At 49.0% G+C, this 17,336-nt stretch carries 16 protein-coding genes; 3 read left to right on the top strand and 13 right to left on the bottom strand.

Going from position 1 to position 17,336, the window contains the following annotated elements:
• Window positions 1–11: 11 nt before the first annotated feature.
• The 4 genes from A4G20_08215 to A4G20_08200 all read right to left on the bottom strand — a co-directional run bounded on the left by A4G20_08215 (window position 12) and on the right by A4G20_08200 (window position 3,979).
• Window positions 12–683 (bottom strand): phosphatase, encoded by a 672-nt coding sequence (locus A4G20_08215; protein ID QIW16318.1) that lies wholly within the window; start codon window positions 681–683, stop codon window positions 12–14.
• Window positions 684–786: 103 nt separating this feature from the next.
• The gene (locus A4G20_08210) at window positions 787–1,311 is read right to left on the bottom strand and encodes a hypothetical protein (GenBank protein ID QIW16317.1); all 525 of its coding nucleotides are present in this window, start codon (window positions 1,309–1,311) and stop codon (window positions 787–789) included.
• A 138-nt stretch (window positions 1,312–1,449) separates the two neighbouring features.
• Complete coding sequence (locus A4G20_08205) at window positions 1,450–2,916, bottom strand: IMP dehydrogenase (protein QIW16316.1); 1,467 nt, start codon at window positions 2,914–2,916, stop codon at window positions 1,450–1,452.
• A gap of 178 nt (window positions 2,917–3,094) precedes the next feature.
• The gene (locus tag A4G20_08200) at window positions 3,095–3,979 is read right to left on the bottom strand and encodes a 4-hydroxy-tetrahydrodipicolinate synthase (protein QIW16315.1); all 885 of its coding nucleotides are present in this window, start codon (window positions 3,977–3,979) and stop codon (window positions 3,095–3,097) included.
• A 359-nt stretch (window positions 3,980–4,338) separates the two neighbouring features.
• On the opposite strand from A4G20_08200, the gene A4G20_08195 reads away from it, so the two are divergent.
• Window positions 4,339–5,559: a uracil permease gene (locus A4G20_08195; protein ID QIW16314.1), complete on the top strand. Its 1,221-nt coding sequence runs from the start codon at window positions 4,339–4,341 to the stop codon at window positions 5,557–5,559.
• Window positions 5,560–5,692: 133 nt separating this feature from the next.
• On the opposite strand, the gene A4G20_08190 is transcribed toward A4G20_08195, so the two are convergent.
• From A4G20_08190 to A4G20_08150, 9 genes are all read right to left on the bottom strand, one after another.
• On the bottom strand, window positions 5,693–6,730 hold the full coding sequence (locus tag A4G20_08190) for a peptide ABC transporter ATP-binding protein (protein ID QIW16313.1): 1,038 nt from the start codon (window positions 6,728–6,730) through the stop codon (window positions 5,693–5,695).
• A 1-nt stretch (window position 6,731) separates the two neighbouring features.
• On the bottom strand, window positions 6,732–7,619 hold the full coding sequence (locus A4G20_08185; GenBank protein ID QIW16312.1) for a peptide ABC transporter permease: 888 nt from the start codon (window positions 7,617–7,619) through the stop codon (window positions 6,732–6,734).
• Entirely contained in the window at window positions 7,609–8,571 is a 963-nt protein-coding gene (locus A4G20_08180; GenBank protein QIW16311.1) for a peptide ABC transporter permease, read from the bottom strand. The genes A4G20_08185 and A4G20_08180 overlap by 11 nt, the downstream gene beginning before the upstream one ends.
• On the bottom strand, window positions 8,571–10,232 hold the full coding sequence (locus A4G20_08175; GenBank protein ID QIW16884.1) for a peptide ABC transporter substrate-binding protein: 1,662 nt from the start codon (window positions 10,230–10,232) through the stop codon (window positions 8,571–8,573). The genes A4G20_08180 and A4G20_08175 overlap by 1 nt, the downstream gene beginning before the upstream one ends.
• 110 nt (window positions 10,233–10,342) lie before the next feature.
• Window positions 10,343–11,275, bottom strand: coding sequence for a transcriptional regulator (locus tag A4G20_08170; protein QIW16310.1), 933 nt, complete (start codon window positions 11,273–11,275; stop codon window positions 10,343–10,345).
• A gap of 200 nt (window positions 11,276–11,475) precedes the next feature.
• Window positions 11,476–12,228 carry a 3-deoxy-manno-octulosonate cytidylyltransferase gene (locus A4G20_08165; GenBank protein ID QIW16309.1) on the bottom strand — a complete coding sequence of 251 codons (753 nt, stop codon included), beginning with the start codon at window positions 12,226–12,228 and terminating at the stop codon, window positions 11,476–11,478.
• 8 nt (window positions 12,229–12,236) lie between these two features.
• On the bottom strand, window positions 12,237–12,947 hold the full coding sequence (locus tag A4G20_08160) for a hypothetical protein (GenBank protein QIW16308.1): 711 nt from the start codon (window positions 12,945–12,947) through the stop codon (window positions 12,237–12,239).
• 155 nt (window positions 12,948–13,102) lie between these two features.
• Window positions 13,103–14,068, bottom strand: a complete 966-nt coding sequence (locus A4G20_08155) for a 6-phosphofructokinase (protein QIW16307.1) — start codon at window positions 14,066–14,068, stop codon at window positions 13,103–13,105.
• A 102-nt stretch (window positions 14,069–14,170) separates the two neighbouring features.
• Complete coding sequence (locus A4G20_08150; GenBank protein ID QIW16306.1) at window positions 14,171–14,500, bottom strand: thiosulfate sulfurtransferase; 330 nt, start codon at window positions 14,498–14,500, stop codon at window positions 14,171–14,173.
• A gap of 196 nt (window positions 14,501–14,696) precedes the next feature.
• On the opposite strand from A4G20_08150, the gene A4G20_08145 reads away from it, so the two are divergent.
• Window positions 14,697–16,754, top strand: coding sequence for a TonB-dependent siderophore receptor (locus A4G20_08145; GenBank protein QIW16305.1), 2,058 nt, complete (start codon window positions 14,697–14,699; stop codon window positions 16,752–16,754).
• Window positions 16,755–16,873: 119 nt separating this feature from the next.
• Window positions 16,874–17,317: a TonB-system energizer ExbB gene (locus A4G20_08140; GenBank protein ID QIW16304.1), complete on the top strand. Its 444-nt coding sequence runs from the start codon at window positions 16,874–16,876 to the stop codon at window positions 17,315–17,317.
• Window positions 17,318–17,336 lie beyond the last annotated feature (19 nt).

Below are 17,336 nucleotides of genomic sequence, written 5' to 3'. Positions count from 1 at the left end.
GGTAATTAGCCTTATTGATGAGCATGCAAACGCTGAACAATCGCCAAAATTTCCAGCATATCCTTGCCCATCTCATCGGCTAAGGATTGGTCAATTAACATGCGTTTTTCTTCATAACCAATCACCTGCAATCCTGCTTCCTTGGCGGCCTGCATGCCGAAATAGGAATCTTCAATGGCGACCGAATGAGCTGCTTCCACGCCCAGTTGAGCCAGGGTGTAGAGGTAAATGGTTGGATCAGGCTTGCTTCGTTCAAACTGTTCGCCGCTGACAATCAGATCAAAATCCTGCTTAATGCCGCAAGTGGTCAAAATATTGTCAATGTGAGACAGGGCCGAAGAAGAGGCGACTGCCAGTTTAATCTGGTTCTGCTTGGCGAAGTTGATAATTTGCTTAATCTCTTGGCGGAAAATACTGAGATAATCGACCGAGCTAAACAAGTCCTGGAAAAAGGCATAATAACGCTGGCGGATTTCCTCTAAGCTTAATTGGGATTGGCTCAGTTTTTTGACAATGGCAGGAATTTCCTGCAAGCCCCTGCCCACCACTTGGGATTGCTCCTCAAGAGTAATGGGGCGGTCGTGTTCCTTGATCTTTTCAATAAATTGCTTTTGCAGGGCAAACTCAACATATTCGGTATCAACAATCACGCCATCCATATCAAAGATAATGGCTTGTAGCATTTGTTTTCCTTATTTTTGAAAATAAGCGGTCTTTTTAAGTCAAGATTTCGCAAAAAGACTGATGTATTTGGTAAGCTGGAGTTTAAATATTCGTTTTTATTTCTTATTTAATTTCTCGTATTAACAGCTTGGTAATACCTTCTTTGGGATCTGTTGAAGTAATAATCATTTGGTATTTTTTATTACCATTTTCAAATTTAATATCTTGTCCTAAAGATATATTTTTAGATATTTGCTCGCCATTTGGTAAGGTAACAACTGCTACTATATATCCAGAACGAACATAGCTAACCGAAACGATAAGATTTGTTTTTGGATCAATAAAAGTACCGCCTTGTGCGATCTCTGGTTGTTCTGAACTATTGCTTATCTTTGTAGTAGCTTCACCATTTTCATTTGGTAGTTGTTCTCGAAGTGCTTGATTTTGCTCTTCGAGTTCTTTTATTTTGTTTTCTAGGCTTTGAAGTTCATGATAACGCATATTTACATAATCGGCTCTATTGTCTGATACTCGAGTAGAGATAGCCCAAAGAATAGATGTGTAAATCGTTAAGAAACCTAGCAATACTGAGAAGAGTTTTGCCCAAGATAGGGTTTGGATAATTTCTAATTCAGCAAATTTTTTCATTATGTAATTTCCTAAGTAAGGTTTAGACTAAATCGTGACGCCATGGAACACAATGTAGTTTATTTTAATTATATGTTGGCCATAATACAAGCGGGCAGAATTTGTGAAAAACCTGCAAATTCTGCCCGCTTGTTAGCTCTAGCCCATCCGATAGTTCGGGGCTTCCTTAGTAATGGTCACATCGTGAACGTGGCTTTCCTTAATGCCGGCACCGCTAATGCGAACAAATTCGGCCTTGGTGCGTAGGGCTTCGATGGTTGGGCAGCCTGTTAGGCCCATACAAGAACGCAATCCGCCCATTTGTTGGTGGATAATTTCCTTGAGGTAGCCCTTGTAGGGAATGCGGCCTTCAATGCCTTCTGGTACCAGTTTGTCGGCGGCGTTGTCAGATTGGAAGTAGCGGTCTGATGAACCCTTAGACATAGCACCCAATGAACCCATTCCACGGTAGGATTTAAAGGCCCGGCCTTGGTAGAGTTCGATTTCGCCTGGGGCTTCTTCTGTGCCGGCGAACATGGAGCCAACCATTACACAGCTTGCGCCTGCCGCAAGGGCCTTGGCGATGTCGCCTGAGAAGCGGATACCACCATCTGCAATCACAGGAATGCCACGCTCTTTGAGGGCTTCTGCTGCATCAGCAATGGCGGTGATTTGTGGCACGCCCACGCCGGTGACAATACGAGTCGTACAGATAGAACCTGGGCCAATTCCCACTTTTACGGCACTGGCGCCTGCATCTGCCAAGGCGATAGCCCCTTCAGCCGTGGCTACGTTGCCAGCGACAATGGGCAGATTTGGGTATTTGGCACGGGTTTCACGCACACGTTGGAGTACGCCTTCAGAATGGCCGTGGGAGGAGTCAATTAAAAGCACGTCCACGCCCGCTTCAACCAGGGCGGCAATTCGCTCTTCATTGCCTGGGCCAGCACCGACTGCCGCACCCACACGCAGGCGGCCAAATTCGTCCTTACAGGCGTTTGGTTTTTGTTCCGCTTTTTGGAAATCTTTGACGGTAATCATGCCTTGTAGCTTGAAGCTGTCGTCCACCACCAGCACTTTTTCCACACGGTGGTTGTGCATAAGGGCTAGGATCTCTTCACGGCTGGCCCCGTCTTTAATGGTTACTAGCCGATCTTTTTTGGTCATCACTTCAGACACTTTTTTGCTGAGATCACGCACAAAGCGGGTATCACGGCCAGTGATAATGCCTACCAAGTTGCTTTCTTCATCAACTACTGGGTAGCCTGCAAAGCCATTTTTCTGAACTAATTCGGCCAGTTCAGCCAAAGTTAAATCAGGGGAAACCGTGACAGGCTCGGACACTACGCCGCTTTCAAATTTTTTGACCTTACGCACACGGTCAGCCTGGCGTTCAATCGACATATTTTTATGGATAAAACCAATGCCGCCTTCTTGGGCCAGAGAAATGGCCAGTTTGGTTTCGGTAACGGTATCCATGGCTGCGGACAGCATAGGGATATTGAGGCGGATGTCTTTGGTGAGTTGGGTGGAAAGGTCTGCGGTGTTAGGAAGCACGGTTGAGTGTGCAGGGACGAGAAGCACATCATCAAAGGTCAGGGCTTCTTGCTTGATTCGTAATGCCATTGCAATGTTTCCTTTAGGTAAAATTTAAAATGAAAGGGGAAAAATTGCGAGCGGATTATACAGATCAGTTTGCCCTTTGTAAATGGAAAGGGCAAACGTTTTCGCTAAAAATTAAGCGGTCGGAGGAGGGGCAAAATTTGCAAAAAATCTGCCCCATTTTACCGCTTGTGCAAGGGGCTTAGAGCAAGCCCGCCTGTTTTAAGGCTTCCAAGACTTTTGGTTGGTTTTCTTCAGAGAAGGTGGTTAGCGGCAGGCGCAGTTCTGGGCTGGAGATCAGGCCCATTTTGTAGGCGGCCCATTTGACTGGGATTGGGTTGCCTTCTAAGAAGAGGTTGTGGTGCAAACCCATGAGGCGTTGGTTGATGGCTTCCGCTTCGTCAAACTTGCCAGCAAAGGCCAGTTCGCACATTTTGGCCATATCGGCTGCGGCCAGGTTGTTGGTCACAGAAATCACGCCGTTTCCACCCAGCTTCATAGACTCCAAACCTGTTGCATCATCGCCGCTGAAGAAGAGGAAGTCTTGGCCTGCCAATTCACGGATGGTGGCATAGCGGCTCAGATCGCCTGTGGCTTCTTTCACGCCGATGATGTTTGGAATTTTAGATAAGCGGCCGATGGTTTCAGGCTTGAGATCGCTGCCCGTGCGGCTTGGCACGTTGTAGAGAATTTGTGGCAGGTCGGTGCTTTCGGCAATGGCCTTGTAGTGCTGGTACATGCCTTCTTGGGTAGGTTTGTTATAGTAAGGCACCACGCTCAAGCAGGCGGCAACACCGCTGTTGGCCAAAAGTTTGGTCATAATAATAGCTTCGCTGGTGGCGTTAGAGCCTGTGCCTGCGATAACAGGAATACGGCCTGCGGCAAATTCCACGGTCTTCTTGATGACCTTCACATTTTCATCAATGCTTAAGGTGGTGTTTTCGCCCGTGGTGCCAACCGACACGATGGCGTGGGTGCCTGATTTGATGTGGAACTCGACTAAGTTTTTGAGATCGTCAAAATTTACTTCGCCGTGGGTCATTGGGGTAACAAGGGCAACAATGCTCCCCTGAAGACGGTGTGCCATAGAAAACTCCTGTTTATCTGTTGTTGTGTAGTAATTAGTGCTAATTTGCCAAAAATAGCGGGTAGATTGCAACTACTTTTTGCAGAAAAAGCTAATTTTTTTAGCAAACGTTTGCTTTTTTCTATATAATTGCGTTTTGGGTTATGTGACTGCTAGATATTCCCTCCCCCGCTTGCGGGGAGGGCTAGGGTGGGGGGAGAACCTAAGGCGGTATTTGTAAAATTTTCCTAATTTTTACCCGCTTGTGGTTGCGACTTTGTCGCAATCCCCCCCTCAGCCTTCGGCAGCTCCCCCGTAAACGGGGGGAGCGAAGTTGATAACTCCGTTTTAGCAATTTTAAACAGAGAGTTTTTCCCAAAATGACAACTGAAAATATTAGTACCCCCAAGCAGGCCTTTGTAGGCTTGCAAATGCTCTTCGTGGCCTTTGGCGCCCTGGTGCTTGTTCCACTTATTACTGGCCTTGATCCCAACACAGCCTTGTTGACCGCAGGTGTCGGCACCCTCCTTTTCCAACTGTGTACCAAACGCCAAGTACCGATTTTCTTGGCTTCTTCCTTTGCCTTTATTGCCCCTATTCAATATGGTGTGCAGCAATGGGGCGTTGCGGTCACCATGGGTGGCTTGATTTGTACAGGCTTTCTCTATTTCGCCCTGTCTGCCTTGGTCAAATGGAAGGGAGCTGAAATTTTAGACAAGCTCTTCCCGCCTGTTGTGGTTGGCCCGGTGATCATTATCATCGGTTTAGGCCTAGCTCCTGTGGCAGTGGATATGGCCCTGGGTAAAACTTCCGATGTGCCTTATGATCAGGCTATTATCGTGTCTATGGTCACCCTCATTACCACCCTGATTGTGGCCGTCTTTGCCAAGGGCTTGATGAAATTAGTGCCGATTATGATCGCCATTGTGGTCGGTTATATCCTGTCTGTCTTTATGGGCTTGGTTAATTTCCAACCTGTCTTGGATGCAAAATGGTTCAGCCTGCCAACCCTGACTACGCCTGAATTTAAGCTCGAAGCCATTCTTTACCTCTTGCCGATTGCGCTTGCTCCTGCGGTTGAACATGTGGGCGGGATTATGGCCATTAGCTCGGTGACCGGCAAAGACTTCCTCAACAAACCAGGCTTGCACCGCACGCTTTTAGGCGATGGTATTGCGACTTCAGCCGCTGCCGCCATGGGCGGGCCACCAAATACCACTTATGCGGAAGTAACCGGTGCGGTCATGCTGACTAAAAACTTCAACCCTAAAGTCATGACCTGGGCGGCCTGCTGGGCCATTGGGATTTCCTTCTGTGGCAAGGTGGGCGCCTTCCTCCAAACCATTCCAAACGTGGTAATGGGCGGGATTATGATGTTGGTCTTCGGCTCTATTGCAGCGGTGGGCATGAGCACCTTAATTCGTGCCAAGGTCGATATGGGCGAAGCCCGCAACCTTTGCATTGTGTCGGTAGTCATGACCTTTGGTATCGGCGGAATGTTGATTAACGTGGGCGAGTTTTCCCTCAAGGGCATCAGCCTCTGTGCCATTGCAGCTATAGTGATGAACTTAATTTTGCCGAAGGCGAAAGAGGCGGCCTAGCCTGCTATTTGATGGCGCCAGCGTCCTCGCTGGTGCCTTTTTAGGTTTTGGCACCAGCCTGGAGGCTGGCGCCATCTTTATCTTTCACAAGCGGTCTAAATTTGCAAAAAAACTGCAAATCTAGGCCGCTTGTCTATTCTGTCTTCTCCACCACCTTGACTGGCTCAAAGTCTGCCTTCTTCAAGAAATTCTGCTCCCTAAAATTCAATGGAAAGTGGCAGGCGAATTCGTGTTGTTTGAACTTGCGTAGGGGCGGTTTATTGACGCATTTTTTCTGGGCGAAGGGGCAGCGGGGGCCTAGGCGGCAGCCGATGGGCATCTGCTGGAGGACAGGGACTGTACCCTTGAGGGTGTTGAGCCGGCTCTTGAAAGGCAGGGGTTGAGAGAAGTCGGGAATGCTGTGCAGCAGGGCCGAGGTGTAGGGGTGGTAGGGGCTGTCGATGATGGTGTCCTTGGCTCCGATTTCCACGGTTTGGCCGCAGTAAAGCACGTTGAAGCTGTCCACCCATTTTTGGATGTTCCACATATCGTTGCTGACCAAAATAATAGACGTACCCAGATTCTTGTTCATGCTGGAAAGCAAGCGGTAAACCTGAAGCTGGGTGGTGGCCTCCATGGTATTGGTGGGTTCATCAGCCACCAAGAGGCGGGGCTGGTTGGCCACGGCCATGGCAATCATAACCTTTTGAGCCTCGCCCTCGGTGATGTCGCAGGGGTAGCTGTGCATGATGTCCTTGTGATCCCGAATGCCCACCTTGTGCAACAGCTCAATGGCCTTGCGGGTTTTCCAACCAAACCACTGCCACCACTTGCCCTTGAAGCGAATGGTTTGCTTGAGCTGCTTGCCGATGGTCAGGCTAGGATCTAGGCTTTGTAGGGCATCTTGGAAGATCATCTCAATTTCTTCATCCACCAACTTTCGCCGCTGGCTGGGGCTGAGCTTGAGCAGCTCAATGTCCTTAAAGCGGAAGCGGTCGGCAGTCACGATCCACTCGTCCTTAACCACCCCACAGATGACCTTGGCGATCAGGCTCTTGCCCGAACCCGATTCCCCCACCAGGCCTAGGATTTCGCCTTCATCCAGGGTTAGGTTGATGTTATCGACCATTTTCACCCGCCCGTTTGGGGTTTGAATTTCAATGGTCAGGTGTCGAATGTCTAATAGTGCCATCTTAGTAGCGATCCTTATTCAAAACCCGCACAATGCCGTTGCCCAGCATGGTGACGATCAAAATCACTAAAATAATGCTGATGCCTGGCAGGATAACCGTCCAAGGGGCGATATAAATCAGCTCCATGGAATCCCGAATCATGGCTCCCCATTCAGGCGTGGGGCTGGCCGCCCCTAGTGAGATAAAACTGAGCGCACTGATGTCCAGCACGGCAATCACAAAAATATGGCTGGCTTCTTTCACTGCCACCACGGTTAAGTTAGGCAAGATCACCTGCTTGATGATGTCCCAGCGGCGGGCGCCGTCTAGCTTTAGGGTAACCACATATTCCCGCTTGAGTTCGTGCTGGGTGGCCTGATAAATGCGGTGGATAAAATGGGGCAGCATGGCCAGGAAAATGGCTAACATGGCATTGGTCAGGCTGGCCTCCATAAGGGTGGCAATAATAATGGCGATCAGCAAAATAGGCGTGAACAAGAAGGTGTCAAAAAGGTGGCTGAGCAACCAAAAAGAGGAGCGTTTTTTGGTGCCAGCTAAGACGCCGATAAGCCCGCCAATCAGGGTAATGGCCAGGGTAATGGCCAGGGCTGAACCTGCGGTGTAGTAGAAGCCGTAAAGGATACGGCTGAAAATATCCCGGCCCAAGTCGTCTGTGCCAAAAAAGTAGCTGACCAAGCCCGCATCGTTCCAAGAAGGGGGCATCAGCTCCAGGCCCATAAATTGATGATCGGCCCGATAAGGTGCAATCAGGTGGCCGAAAAAGACCAAAAAGAGCAGGGCTAAAAAGAGGTAGAAGCTGACCAGGGCCAGGCGGTCTTGGCGTAGGCTGAGCCAAAACTGGCTTAGATGAGCCACTTCACGGAATTGTTCAGGTTCTTTATTTAACATACCAGCCCTTCTTATTGGTTGGGTCTAGCCAAAGGGTTAAGAGTTCGGCCAGCATATCCACCACCAGCACAAAGACCCCAATAGCCATAACCCCTGCTGAAATGGCGTTATAGTCCTGCACGGCCAGGGCCTTGATCATCCAACGGCCCACTCCGCCCCAGCTGACGATATTTTCAATCAACATCCCAAAGGCAAAAATTAAGGTGATATTGCGGGCAATAAGGGGAATATTGGGAGCCAGGGTGTTACGCATAATATGCCGCCACCAAATCCGTAGAGGCGACCAGCCTCGGGTGTAGGCCACCTTGACATAATGCTCTTGCAGAACTTGGGAGGCTTTTTGCTGGGTTAGACGCATGACCTCCAAGGTGGCCGGCACAGCCAAGATCAGGGTGGGCAGGGCCAGGTGGTGCAGGGCACTTTGGGTGATCTTGAGCTTGTAGGGCGAGTCGCTTAAAAAGGCGTCCAAGAGCTTGAAGCCCGTTAGGCTTGGCACATCATAAATGGGGTGAAGTTCGCCCACGGCGGCCAGTTCCCAGTGATTGACTGAGGCATAATAGAGCAAAACAAGAGCCAGCCAGAAAACGGGCACGGCCAGGCTGAGCGAGCCGAGGGAGGCCAAGAGCTTGCCCAGCAAGTGATGGCGTTGGTAGGCCCCTAAAAAGCCCAGCGGAATGCCTAAGAGGAGCGAGAGCAGGGAGGCAGACAGGCAGAGCAAGATGGTGGCCGGGAAGACAGCCAAAATCTCGCTAGACAAGGCCTCGCCCGTGGCAAAGCTGATGCCCAAGTCCCCGTGCAGCAGGCCCTGGGCATAGTTGAGGTAGCCTTGAAAGCCTTGCAGGCTGGAGAAGTGGTTGAGCGGATCTCTAAGCAAAATGTGGTAGCTGATGACCGAGAGGATAATCAGGGTAATCAGGGTTAAAAAGAGTTTACGAATAAGGGCAAGTAACATTATTTCCACTCCAATTCAGCCAAATTGACCTGCCCAAAGGGGCTAATGTGGGCCTTGTGTACACGCTCCTTGGCAATAAGCAGGCGGTTGGCGTGAACAAGCGGTAAAATGGGCAGCTCTTCTTGCAAAAGCCGCTGCATAACCTGATAGATGAGCTGGCCTTGCAGGGGATCAGGGCTGCTTTCCGCATCTTGCAGGAGGCGATCAAATTCCAAATGGCACCAGTTGGCTAGGTTGGTGACCGACTGCTGGGCCTGGCAGGCTAAAAGTGGCGAGAGAAAGCTAAGAGGGTCAAAATTGGTGGCCAGCCAGCCGCCTAAGATCATATCGTAATTGGCCTGGCCCGTGGCCAGCTGTTGCACCAAATAAGCCCGGCTGACCTGGCGAACCTCGACTTTCAGGCCAGCCCGCACCAGGTCGGCCCGAATTAATTCGGCCATCTTGAGCGGGTGCAGGTTATAGACCCGTTTTTCATCAATCACCCAAAGGCGCAGGGGCTTGTCCAGCTTGAGGTTTTGGGGCAGATGGGCATAGCTGGCAGGGTTTTTTTCTGGCCACAGGGCCTGGGGAAGAACATTTTGAGCCACTTCGGCCTGGCCGTAAAAATTCAGGGAGGCCAAACGCTCACGGTTGATGGCCTGGGCAATATGCTGGCGCAGGTTTATGTCCTGCATCCTTTCCTGCTGAAAATTAAAGGCCAGATAGGCCAGGTTGGCGCCCTTATTGCTGATAAGATGGCCTTCCTTGAGAGTGGAAAGCTGGCTAGGTTCAGGAAAGGCGGCCAGATCGCACTCATTGTTGAGGAACTTGGCCATTCGGCCTGTGCCATCGGCTGAAAAATCCACGATCATATTGGCCACCTTGGCCGGCTTGCCCCAGTAGCCTTGGTGGGGGTGCAGGCGGACATATTCGTTGGGCACATAGCTTTGCAGGCGATAGACGCCCGTGCCGACAGGCAATAAGTCCAGCTGAGGCAGGTTGTTATCGGCATTGAGCTGGAGGGCATATTCCTTGGATAAGATAACCGCATATTGGCTGGCCAGGTGGGCCAAAAAGGCCCGATCAGGCTTGACCAATTCAATTTTGACCTGATGGGCATGAGGGGCGTAAATGCGGGCGATCTTGCTCTCCAAGGCTACGCTTTCAAAATAGGGCGAATGGGTGCGTGAGGCCAGGCGTTGGTAAACATCACTTTGCTGGCGGTGGTAGATTTGGCCTTCTTGTGAGGCACGGTTAAGGGCCGGCAAATCATCAGCCTTGCCCATGGCTCGGTTGAGGGAAAAGATCACGTCTTCCGCATTAAAGTCACGGGTGGGGGTGAACCATTCGGTGTTGTGAAAGGCCACCTTGCGGCGCAGGTTGAGGGTGATGGTTAGGCCATCTTCACTCAGGCTAAAGGTTTCGGCCAGGGCGGGTTTCAGGGCCTGGGTTTGTGGATCCAGATCCAGCAGCTTGTCGTAGATCTGCTCGGTCACCACATTCATATTGGTGCCAATGTCGGCCTTTTGTGGGTTAAAGGAAAAACCCGAAATGTTGGTGCAGTAGATCAGGCTCTTGTCCCTAAGGGCTTGAGGAATGCTGGGCGCGGCCCAACAAGCGGCTGTAAAAGCCCAAAAACTTGCAAAAAACAGCCAAAATTTACCCGCTTGTTGTAGAGGAATTAAGGATAAGAGCGATGGCGCCAGCCTCCAGGCTGGTGCCTTATATTGGCTATTCGCACCAGCCTGGAGGTTGACGCTATCAGATTGAGACTTGCTTTTTCTTGCCCACATCATTTGGTAATTCCATATTGACGGAGCTTGTTGGCGATGGAAGTATGCGACACGCCCAGCCTTTGGGCCAGTTTACGGGTGCTGGGGTATTCGGCATAGAATTTACGCAGGAGCGAGGCTTCAAAGCAGTCCATCATCTCATCCAGCGTGCCTTCGCCAAAGAGATCGATATTAAAGGAGTCCACCTCCTTGGAGAGGTTGAGATCGGTCACCGAAAGTTGCCCATCTACTGCCAAGGAACAGGCCCGATAAATAGCATTATAAAGTTCCCGCAGATTGCCCCGCCAGTAGTGGTTCTTGAGCACCTGCATAAAGGTTTCATCATAGCTTGGTGGTTGGATGTTCAGGCTTTGGCTGATCTGGGTAATGAAATGATCGGTTAATAATGGCAAGTCGTCTTTACGTTCCCGTAAAGGCGGCAGTTGCAGGCTCAACACATTAAGGCGATGATAAAGATCTTCCCGCACCTTGCCCTCGGCCACCAGGCGGTGGAGCGGCTGCTGGGAGGTGCAAATCACCCGCACATCCACCCGAATTTCCTGATCCTCTCCCACTCGGCGGAAGCTGCCATCATTGAGAAAGCGCAGGAGCTTGGCCTGCATTTCCAGCGACAATTCGGCCACGGCATCCAGCAAAACTGTGCCCTTGTTGGCATATTCAAAAAAGCCGATACTTTCCTTTCCATTGCCCCGATGGCCGAACATCTCACTTTCCGCCTCGTCTTCGGGCAGGCCGGCACAGTTTACTGCAATGAATTTTTGCTCGGACCTAAGGCTAAAGTCGTGACAGGCCTTGGCCAGTAAATCCTTGCCCGTGCCCGTTTCGCCCTCAAGCAAGAGCGGGGCAGAGAGATTTGCAAATTTCTTGGCCTGCTCGACCACTTGTTGCATTTTAGGGCTGTGGGCGATGAGGGTGTTGAAAGCGTCAGACATAGGACTTCCTTTTTCGGGCTGAAATTGGGGCTATTATACGCATAAAAGAGCGGTGTGGAAAATTTTGTTTACAACGCCCCCCTCCGCCTTCGGCACCTCCCCCGCAAGCGGGTGGAGGGAAAAGATTTTATATTTAAATTGATACAAATTTCGCTCCCCCCGTTTACGGGGGAGCTGCCGAAGGCTGAGGGGGGTAGTGATTAACCCAAAATCTCTCTCACCCGTTCCAAATCCTCTGCCGTATCCACGCCTACGGCCGGTGCTTCCTTGGCCACTTCCACATGGATTTTCTCCCCATACCACAAGGCACGCAGCTGCTCCAGGCTTTCTAGTTGCTCAAGGGGGGTTGGCTGCCAGGCCACATATTGCTGAATAAAGCCCGCTCGGTAGGCGTAAATGCCGATATGGCGCAGGTAGTTTTGTGAGGCCACGAAGTTATCGTCACAGTTGGCAAACTGATCCCGGGCAAAGGGGATTGGGGCACGGGAGAAGTAGAGGGCGAAGCCCTGGTTGTCGGTTAGGGTTTTGACCACATTGGGGTTAAAAAGCTCTTCCTTGGTTTCTAGTTTCACCGCCAGTGTGGCCATATTGGCGCCTGATTGGGCCAGGTTTTCTGCCACTTGGCGAACAATGATTGGCGGAATCAGTGGCTCATCGCCCTGTACATTGACAATGATTTCATCTGCGTCCAACCCCATTTTTTCCACCACTTCGGCTAGGCGTTCAGTACCTGAATTGTGTTTATCGGAGGTTAAGCAGACTTCGGCTCCGAAGGCCAGGGCAGTAGCCTCAATTTCAGGGTGATCGGTTGCAATAATAACTCTTTCTGCTCCCGCTTGTTGAGCCTTTTCCCAAACGTGTTGGATCATGGGCTTGCTGGCAATATCGAGGAGCGGCTTGCGGGGCAGGCGGCTGGAGGCATAGCGGGCGGGGATGATGACGGTAAATTTCATAGGTGTCCTTAGCTAAAAATAAGCGCAATAAAGAAGATGAGCACGACAGGGAATTCTAGCATACCCACCTGTTTAACGTTGAGGTTTTTGCGGGGAATGATGGCCGCTCGTAGCAGGCCGAGGCCGTAGGCCAGAGCAAGGCCGTATTGGCCAAGAAGGGCGTAGATTAGGCCTAAAATTAGGTGTGAACCTAGGCTTAGTTTGAGATAGAGCGGGTTGCGCCGTTCACGAGCCACGCTTTTAATATAAAGCGTGGTGGCCATAAAAAAGAGGGCAGGGTGGAGCAGGATGGCCCAGTTGTAGGTTTCTGTGACCAAATAGGCTGCCGCCATACCCACCAGGCCAAAGGTTAAAATGCCAGCCAGATCGTTGATGAGATTGCGTTCATCCTTTCGCTTGGCATAGTAAATTTGCAGGCCTGCAAGCGGTAAAATCGGCAGGGTAAATTGCAAAATAGCAGGCTGATAAAAGACCACAGGCAGAGCAAAGACTAGGGCAAGGGCTGCATAAATACTGGCCCATTTTTTGTTACGGGCGGTGGGCTTTTTGCTGAATAGGGCCAGAAATGGATAGGAGCAAAAATAAAGAAAGAGCCAGCTTAGGCCTAAAAAAAGATGCTGATAGTGAAAGTGGCTGGTGAAAATGGCGTATAAAAAGGGGATAAGCGCCATGACCAGCGCGCCGTGTTGGTTGGAAATAACAGGCTTGTCCTTGAACATGGGGAAATAACCTAGGTAGGGGCGAATTACATTCGCCCTGTTACTACTTGAAACTCTCTGATGGCGCAAGCGTCCTCGCTTGTGCCTTAGATTAAAGCACCAGCCTGGAGGCTGGCGCTATCTTTGCTCTCCCGTAAACGGGGGAAACGAAATAATTAGAACAATTTCTGCGAGGTTTCAAAGAGATCACGTCTAAACGGACGGCGCATATTGTTGATAGCGTCAATGATGTCGTGGTGGACTAATTGCTCGTTTTGAATGCCCACACAACGGCCGCCGAAACCCTGCATTAAGAGTTCTACCGCATAAACTCCCATACGAGAGCCTAGGATACGGTCGAAGGCGCATGGTGCACCGCCACGTTGGATGTGGCCTAGCACGGTTGCACGGGTTTCGTTGCCAAAGCGCTCTTCCATTTCTTTAGCCAAGGCGTGAACATCGGTCACCATCTCGGTAATGGCGATGATGGCGTGGCGTTTGCCCTTTTTTAGGCCCTCTTCAATGCTGGCCATCAGGCCGTCTTTATCAAAGCCGATTTCAGGCGTGATGATGTATTCACAGCCGCCAGCAAGGGCTGCATTAACGGTTAAGTCGCCACAATGGCGGCCCATGATTTCGACGATGGAAATCCGCTTGTGGGAGCTACAGGTGTCACGCAGGCGGTCGATGGCAACCACGGCGGTTTCAAGGGCGGTTTGGTAGCCGATGGTGTAGTCGGTGCCAGCCACATCGTTATCAATGGTGCCTGGAATACCGATACAAGGGTAGCCAAATTCTTCGGTCAGCAATTTAGCGCCCATGTAGGAGCCGTCCCCGCCGATAACCACCAAGGCGTCAATTGCATATTTTTTCAAGGTTTCAACCGCTTGTTTACGCACTTCTGGGTTTTTAAATTCAGGGAAGCGGGCAGAGCCAAGGAAGGTGCCGCCACGGTTAATGATTTCAGACACAGAATAGCGTTCAAGTTTTTTCACCAAGTCGTTGCAGAGGCCATAGTAACCATCTTGTACCCCATAGACTTCAATGCCTTCACTCAGGGCGGCACGGACTACACCACGAATGGCGGCATTCATACCTGGTGCGTCCCCACCACTGGTTAAAACTGCGATTTTTTTAATCATAAGATCACCTTTTAAAATTTAAATATCAGAAATTAGAAAAAACGGTGCGAAGATTACCCTATTCGCCCTTTTTCTTCTAGCAAAAATTTACAAAAATTTGATCTAATAGGCTGTTTCGATAGGTAGGCCAGCGTGTACCCAACCCTCAAAGCCTCCCTTGAGGCTATAAACCCGCTCAAAACCCTGCTCCACCAAGAACTGTGCCGTATTGCGGCTGCTGACCCCGTGGTAGCAGGAGACAATAATGGGTTCATCATAATCATATTCATCTAAAAAATGGCCATAGCTTTGGTTGGTCAGGTGGAAGGCCCCTTGCGGGCGGCTGTAGGCAAAGCGCTTGGCATCACGAATATCGACTAAGACAGCGTCTTCATTTTGCAGTAAGTCCCAGGCGGCCTGCGGGCTAATTTCGGTAAAGGTTTCTTGTTCCATAGATTCTCAGCTTCGATAAGAAAGTGCCAAATATAGCATTTTGTGGCTGATTTTTATAGAGGGTTACAAAAAGTAAGCAATGTCACTCAAATGTCAGTGAAATGTAAAAAAGCACTTGATCTTTGATGCAAAAAAAAACGATAATGTTTCTCATCTTGAAAATCTACTTACTTTTTTTACTTAAAAGGAACTTTCGATGAAAAAAACACATTTCAAACTTCTTCCATTAGCTGCCCTTGTCGCAGGTTTTGCACAGGCTGAAACCAACGACACTGTTGTGCTTGATACAGTACATGTTACCGATAACCAAGGCTTGAAGGTCCAAAGCAACATTGTGACCATGCAGAAAAAAGATGAAAGTGTTGAAACGGACTTGCGTGGCTTACTCAAAGATGAGCCTGCGATCGGTATTGGTGGAGGTAATGGTACTTCTCAATATCTTTACCTCCGTGGTATGGGGCAAAACTCTGTTGATGTGAAGGTTGATAATGCCTATTCAGACAGCCAAATCCACTACCACCAAGGCCGCCATATGTTAGATCCTGCCTTAGTGAAAGTGGTTGCTGTACAAAAAGGGGCGGGTAGTGCTTCAGCAGGTATTGGTCAAACCAATGGTGCGATTATTGCTAAAACGGTAGAAGCTAAGGATTTATTGAAAAATAGCAGCCATAAAAACTTTGGTTTCAAGGTAAATGGTGGCTATAACAGTAACGATGGCTATAACTATGGCCTATCCACTTTTGGTCAAAATGATACCTTTGATTTTGTAGCCGCAGTCAATGGCGTGAATGAAGATGATTACAAGGGCGGTAAGGGCTATAAAAATGGTAAAGATGGCTCCTCTCGTGTGCCTTATAGCGCCTTGGATAAATTGAGCTATTTATTCAAAGTAGGGGCTAATGTAGGCAATCATCGCTTTGTATTAAGCCATTTAAAAGAACAATTTAAGGGCGACCGTACCGTGCGTGAGGAATTCTCGGTAGATAATTCACCAGGTAGTCGCTTAACAGATGCTCGTCAGGCGCCATCAGAGCGTAAAATGACCGTTACCAATACCAACTTAGAATGGACAGGTAAAGACCTTGGTTTTGCTAAAGAAGCCACCGCCAATGTCTATCAATTAATACACGGTCGTTGGTCTGCTGATGACTCAGGTAACGGTTATGCAGGTGGTAGAGCAAATAATGGTGCAACCAAAACCAAAGTCGAAACCGTGGGTGCCAACATTAATTTCGACTCTGAATTACATGAAAATCTCCTCTTAAAATACGGGGTCAATTATCGTGAGCAAGAGGTGAAACCAGCCAACATCTTGCGTGCAGGCGTGAAAAACCAAGAAAAACGTGATGTGGGTGTTTACGCTGAAGCCATTACCTCAGTTAAAGATGTGACCTTAACCGCAGGTGTTCGCTACGATCATTTCCAATTTAAGGCAATGGACGGCAAAAAAGTAAGCGATGGTGCAGTAAATCCAAGTGTAGGCCTTATTTATGAACCTGTTCAAGGTTTATCTTTGAGTGCAAGCCATAACTATGCGACCCGTAGCCCTCGTATGCACGATGCCCTAATGGCACACGGTGCCCGTGGTGTGGTTTCAATTGCTGATGGTACTAAGGCAGAAAAAGCCCGTAATACAGAAATTGGTTTTAACTACGACAATGGCGTTTGGGGTGTAGAAGGTAGCTACTTCTGGCAAAATATCAAAGATGCACTAGGCACTTCAACAGGCCGTAACAACCACTTGTGTTCAGGCACCAATCTCCAATGTGCTTCTGACATTATCAATGCAGGCAAAATTAAAAACCATGGTTATGAATTAGCGACCTTCCTTAACTACAACAATTTCTTTACTCGTTTAGGTGTGGCCTATAGCAAACCTCGTTTCTATGGTGATAAGTTAAGCTCAAATCCTGAATATGCAGCAGCAATTGGTAGAACCTGGACAGGCACCTTGGGTTATCGCTTTGCACAACCTAATGTAGAAATTGCAGTTCATCACCGTCAAGTTGAAGGTGTGGATGCCAAAGATAATTTCTTCCTCAGTAATTCAACAGTACGGGCTGCAACCAGCGGTAAATCAGGTTATGGCGTCACTGACATTACTGCAAACTGGAAACCATTTGGCACTGATAAAATGAACGTGAATTTTGCGATTAACAACATCGGCAATAAACATTACGTTTCTCACGCACAGCGTAGTAACCTTCCAGGTGCTGGCCGTGAATACCGTGTTGCAGTAAATTACACCTTCTAAGCGAAATTAGGTTGAATTCTTGTTCTAAATTCGTATAATTAGGAACAATTCTCAAATGCACATAGTCTGAGATCTATGTGCATTTTTATTTATTCAATTTATCTTCAAGAGGCATAACTATGGACCAACTCTTCCAATTCCTACAACAATACATTGATTACATTATTTTAGGCCTATTGGGCTTGATGAGCATTATCCTCTTTTGGAAGATCATTGAGCGTTTAATGTTCTACAAGGGCGTGAATGTCACCAACTATGAAACCCTTGAAGAGTTGGAAATTGATTTAACCCACAACCTCACCACCATTTCCACCATCGGTGCCAATGCCCCTTATGTTGGCTTGCTGGGTACGGTAATTGGTATCCTCTTAACCTTCTATGAACTGGGCAATTCAGGTGGCGAAATTGATGCAGCCTCGATTATGGTGCATTTATCCCTGGCCCTTAAAGCCACCGCAGTGGGTATCTTGGTGGCCATTCCTGCCATGATTTTCTATAACGGCTTTGGCCGCAAGGTAGAAGCCAATAAACTCAAATGGTTGGCTCTAAGTAAAAAAGCCTAGGCCTTGTAGCAAATAGGAG

This window comes from Pasteurellaceae bacterium RH1A (assembly GCA_012221805.1).
In the GTDB taxonomy this organism is placed as follows: Bacteria; Pseudomonadota; Gammaproteobacteria; order Enterobacterales; family Pasteurellaceae; genus RH1A.
Note: the sequence above shows the minus strand (reverse complement) of the source record. Positions and strands in the feature narration are given on the sequence as shown.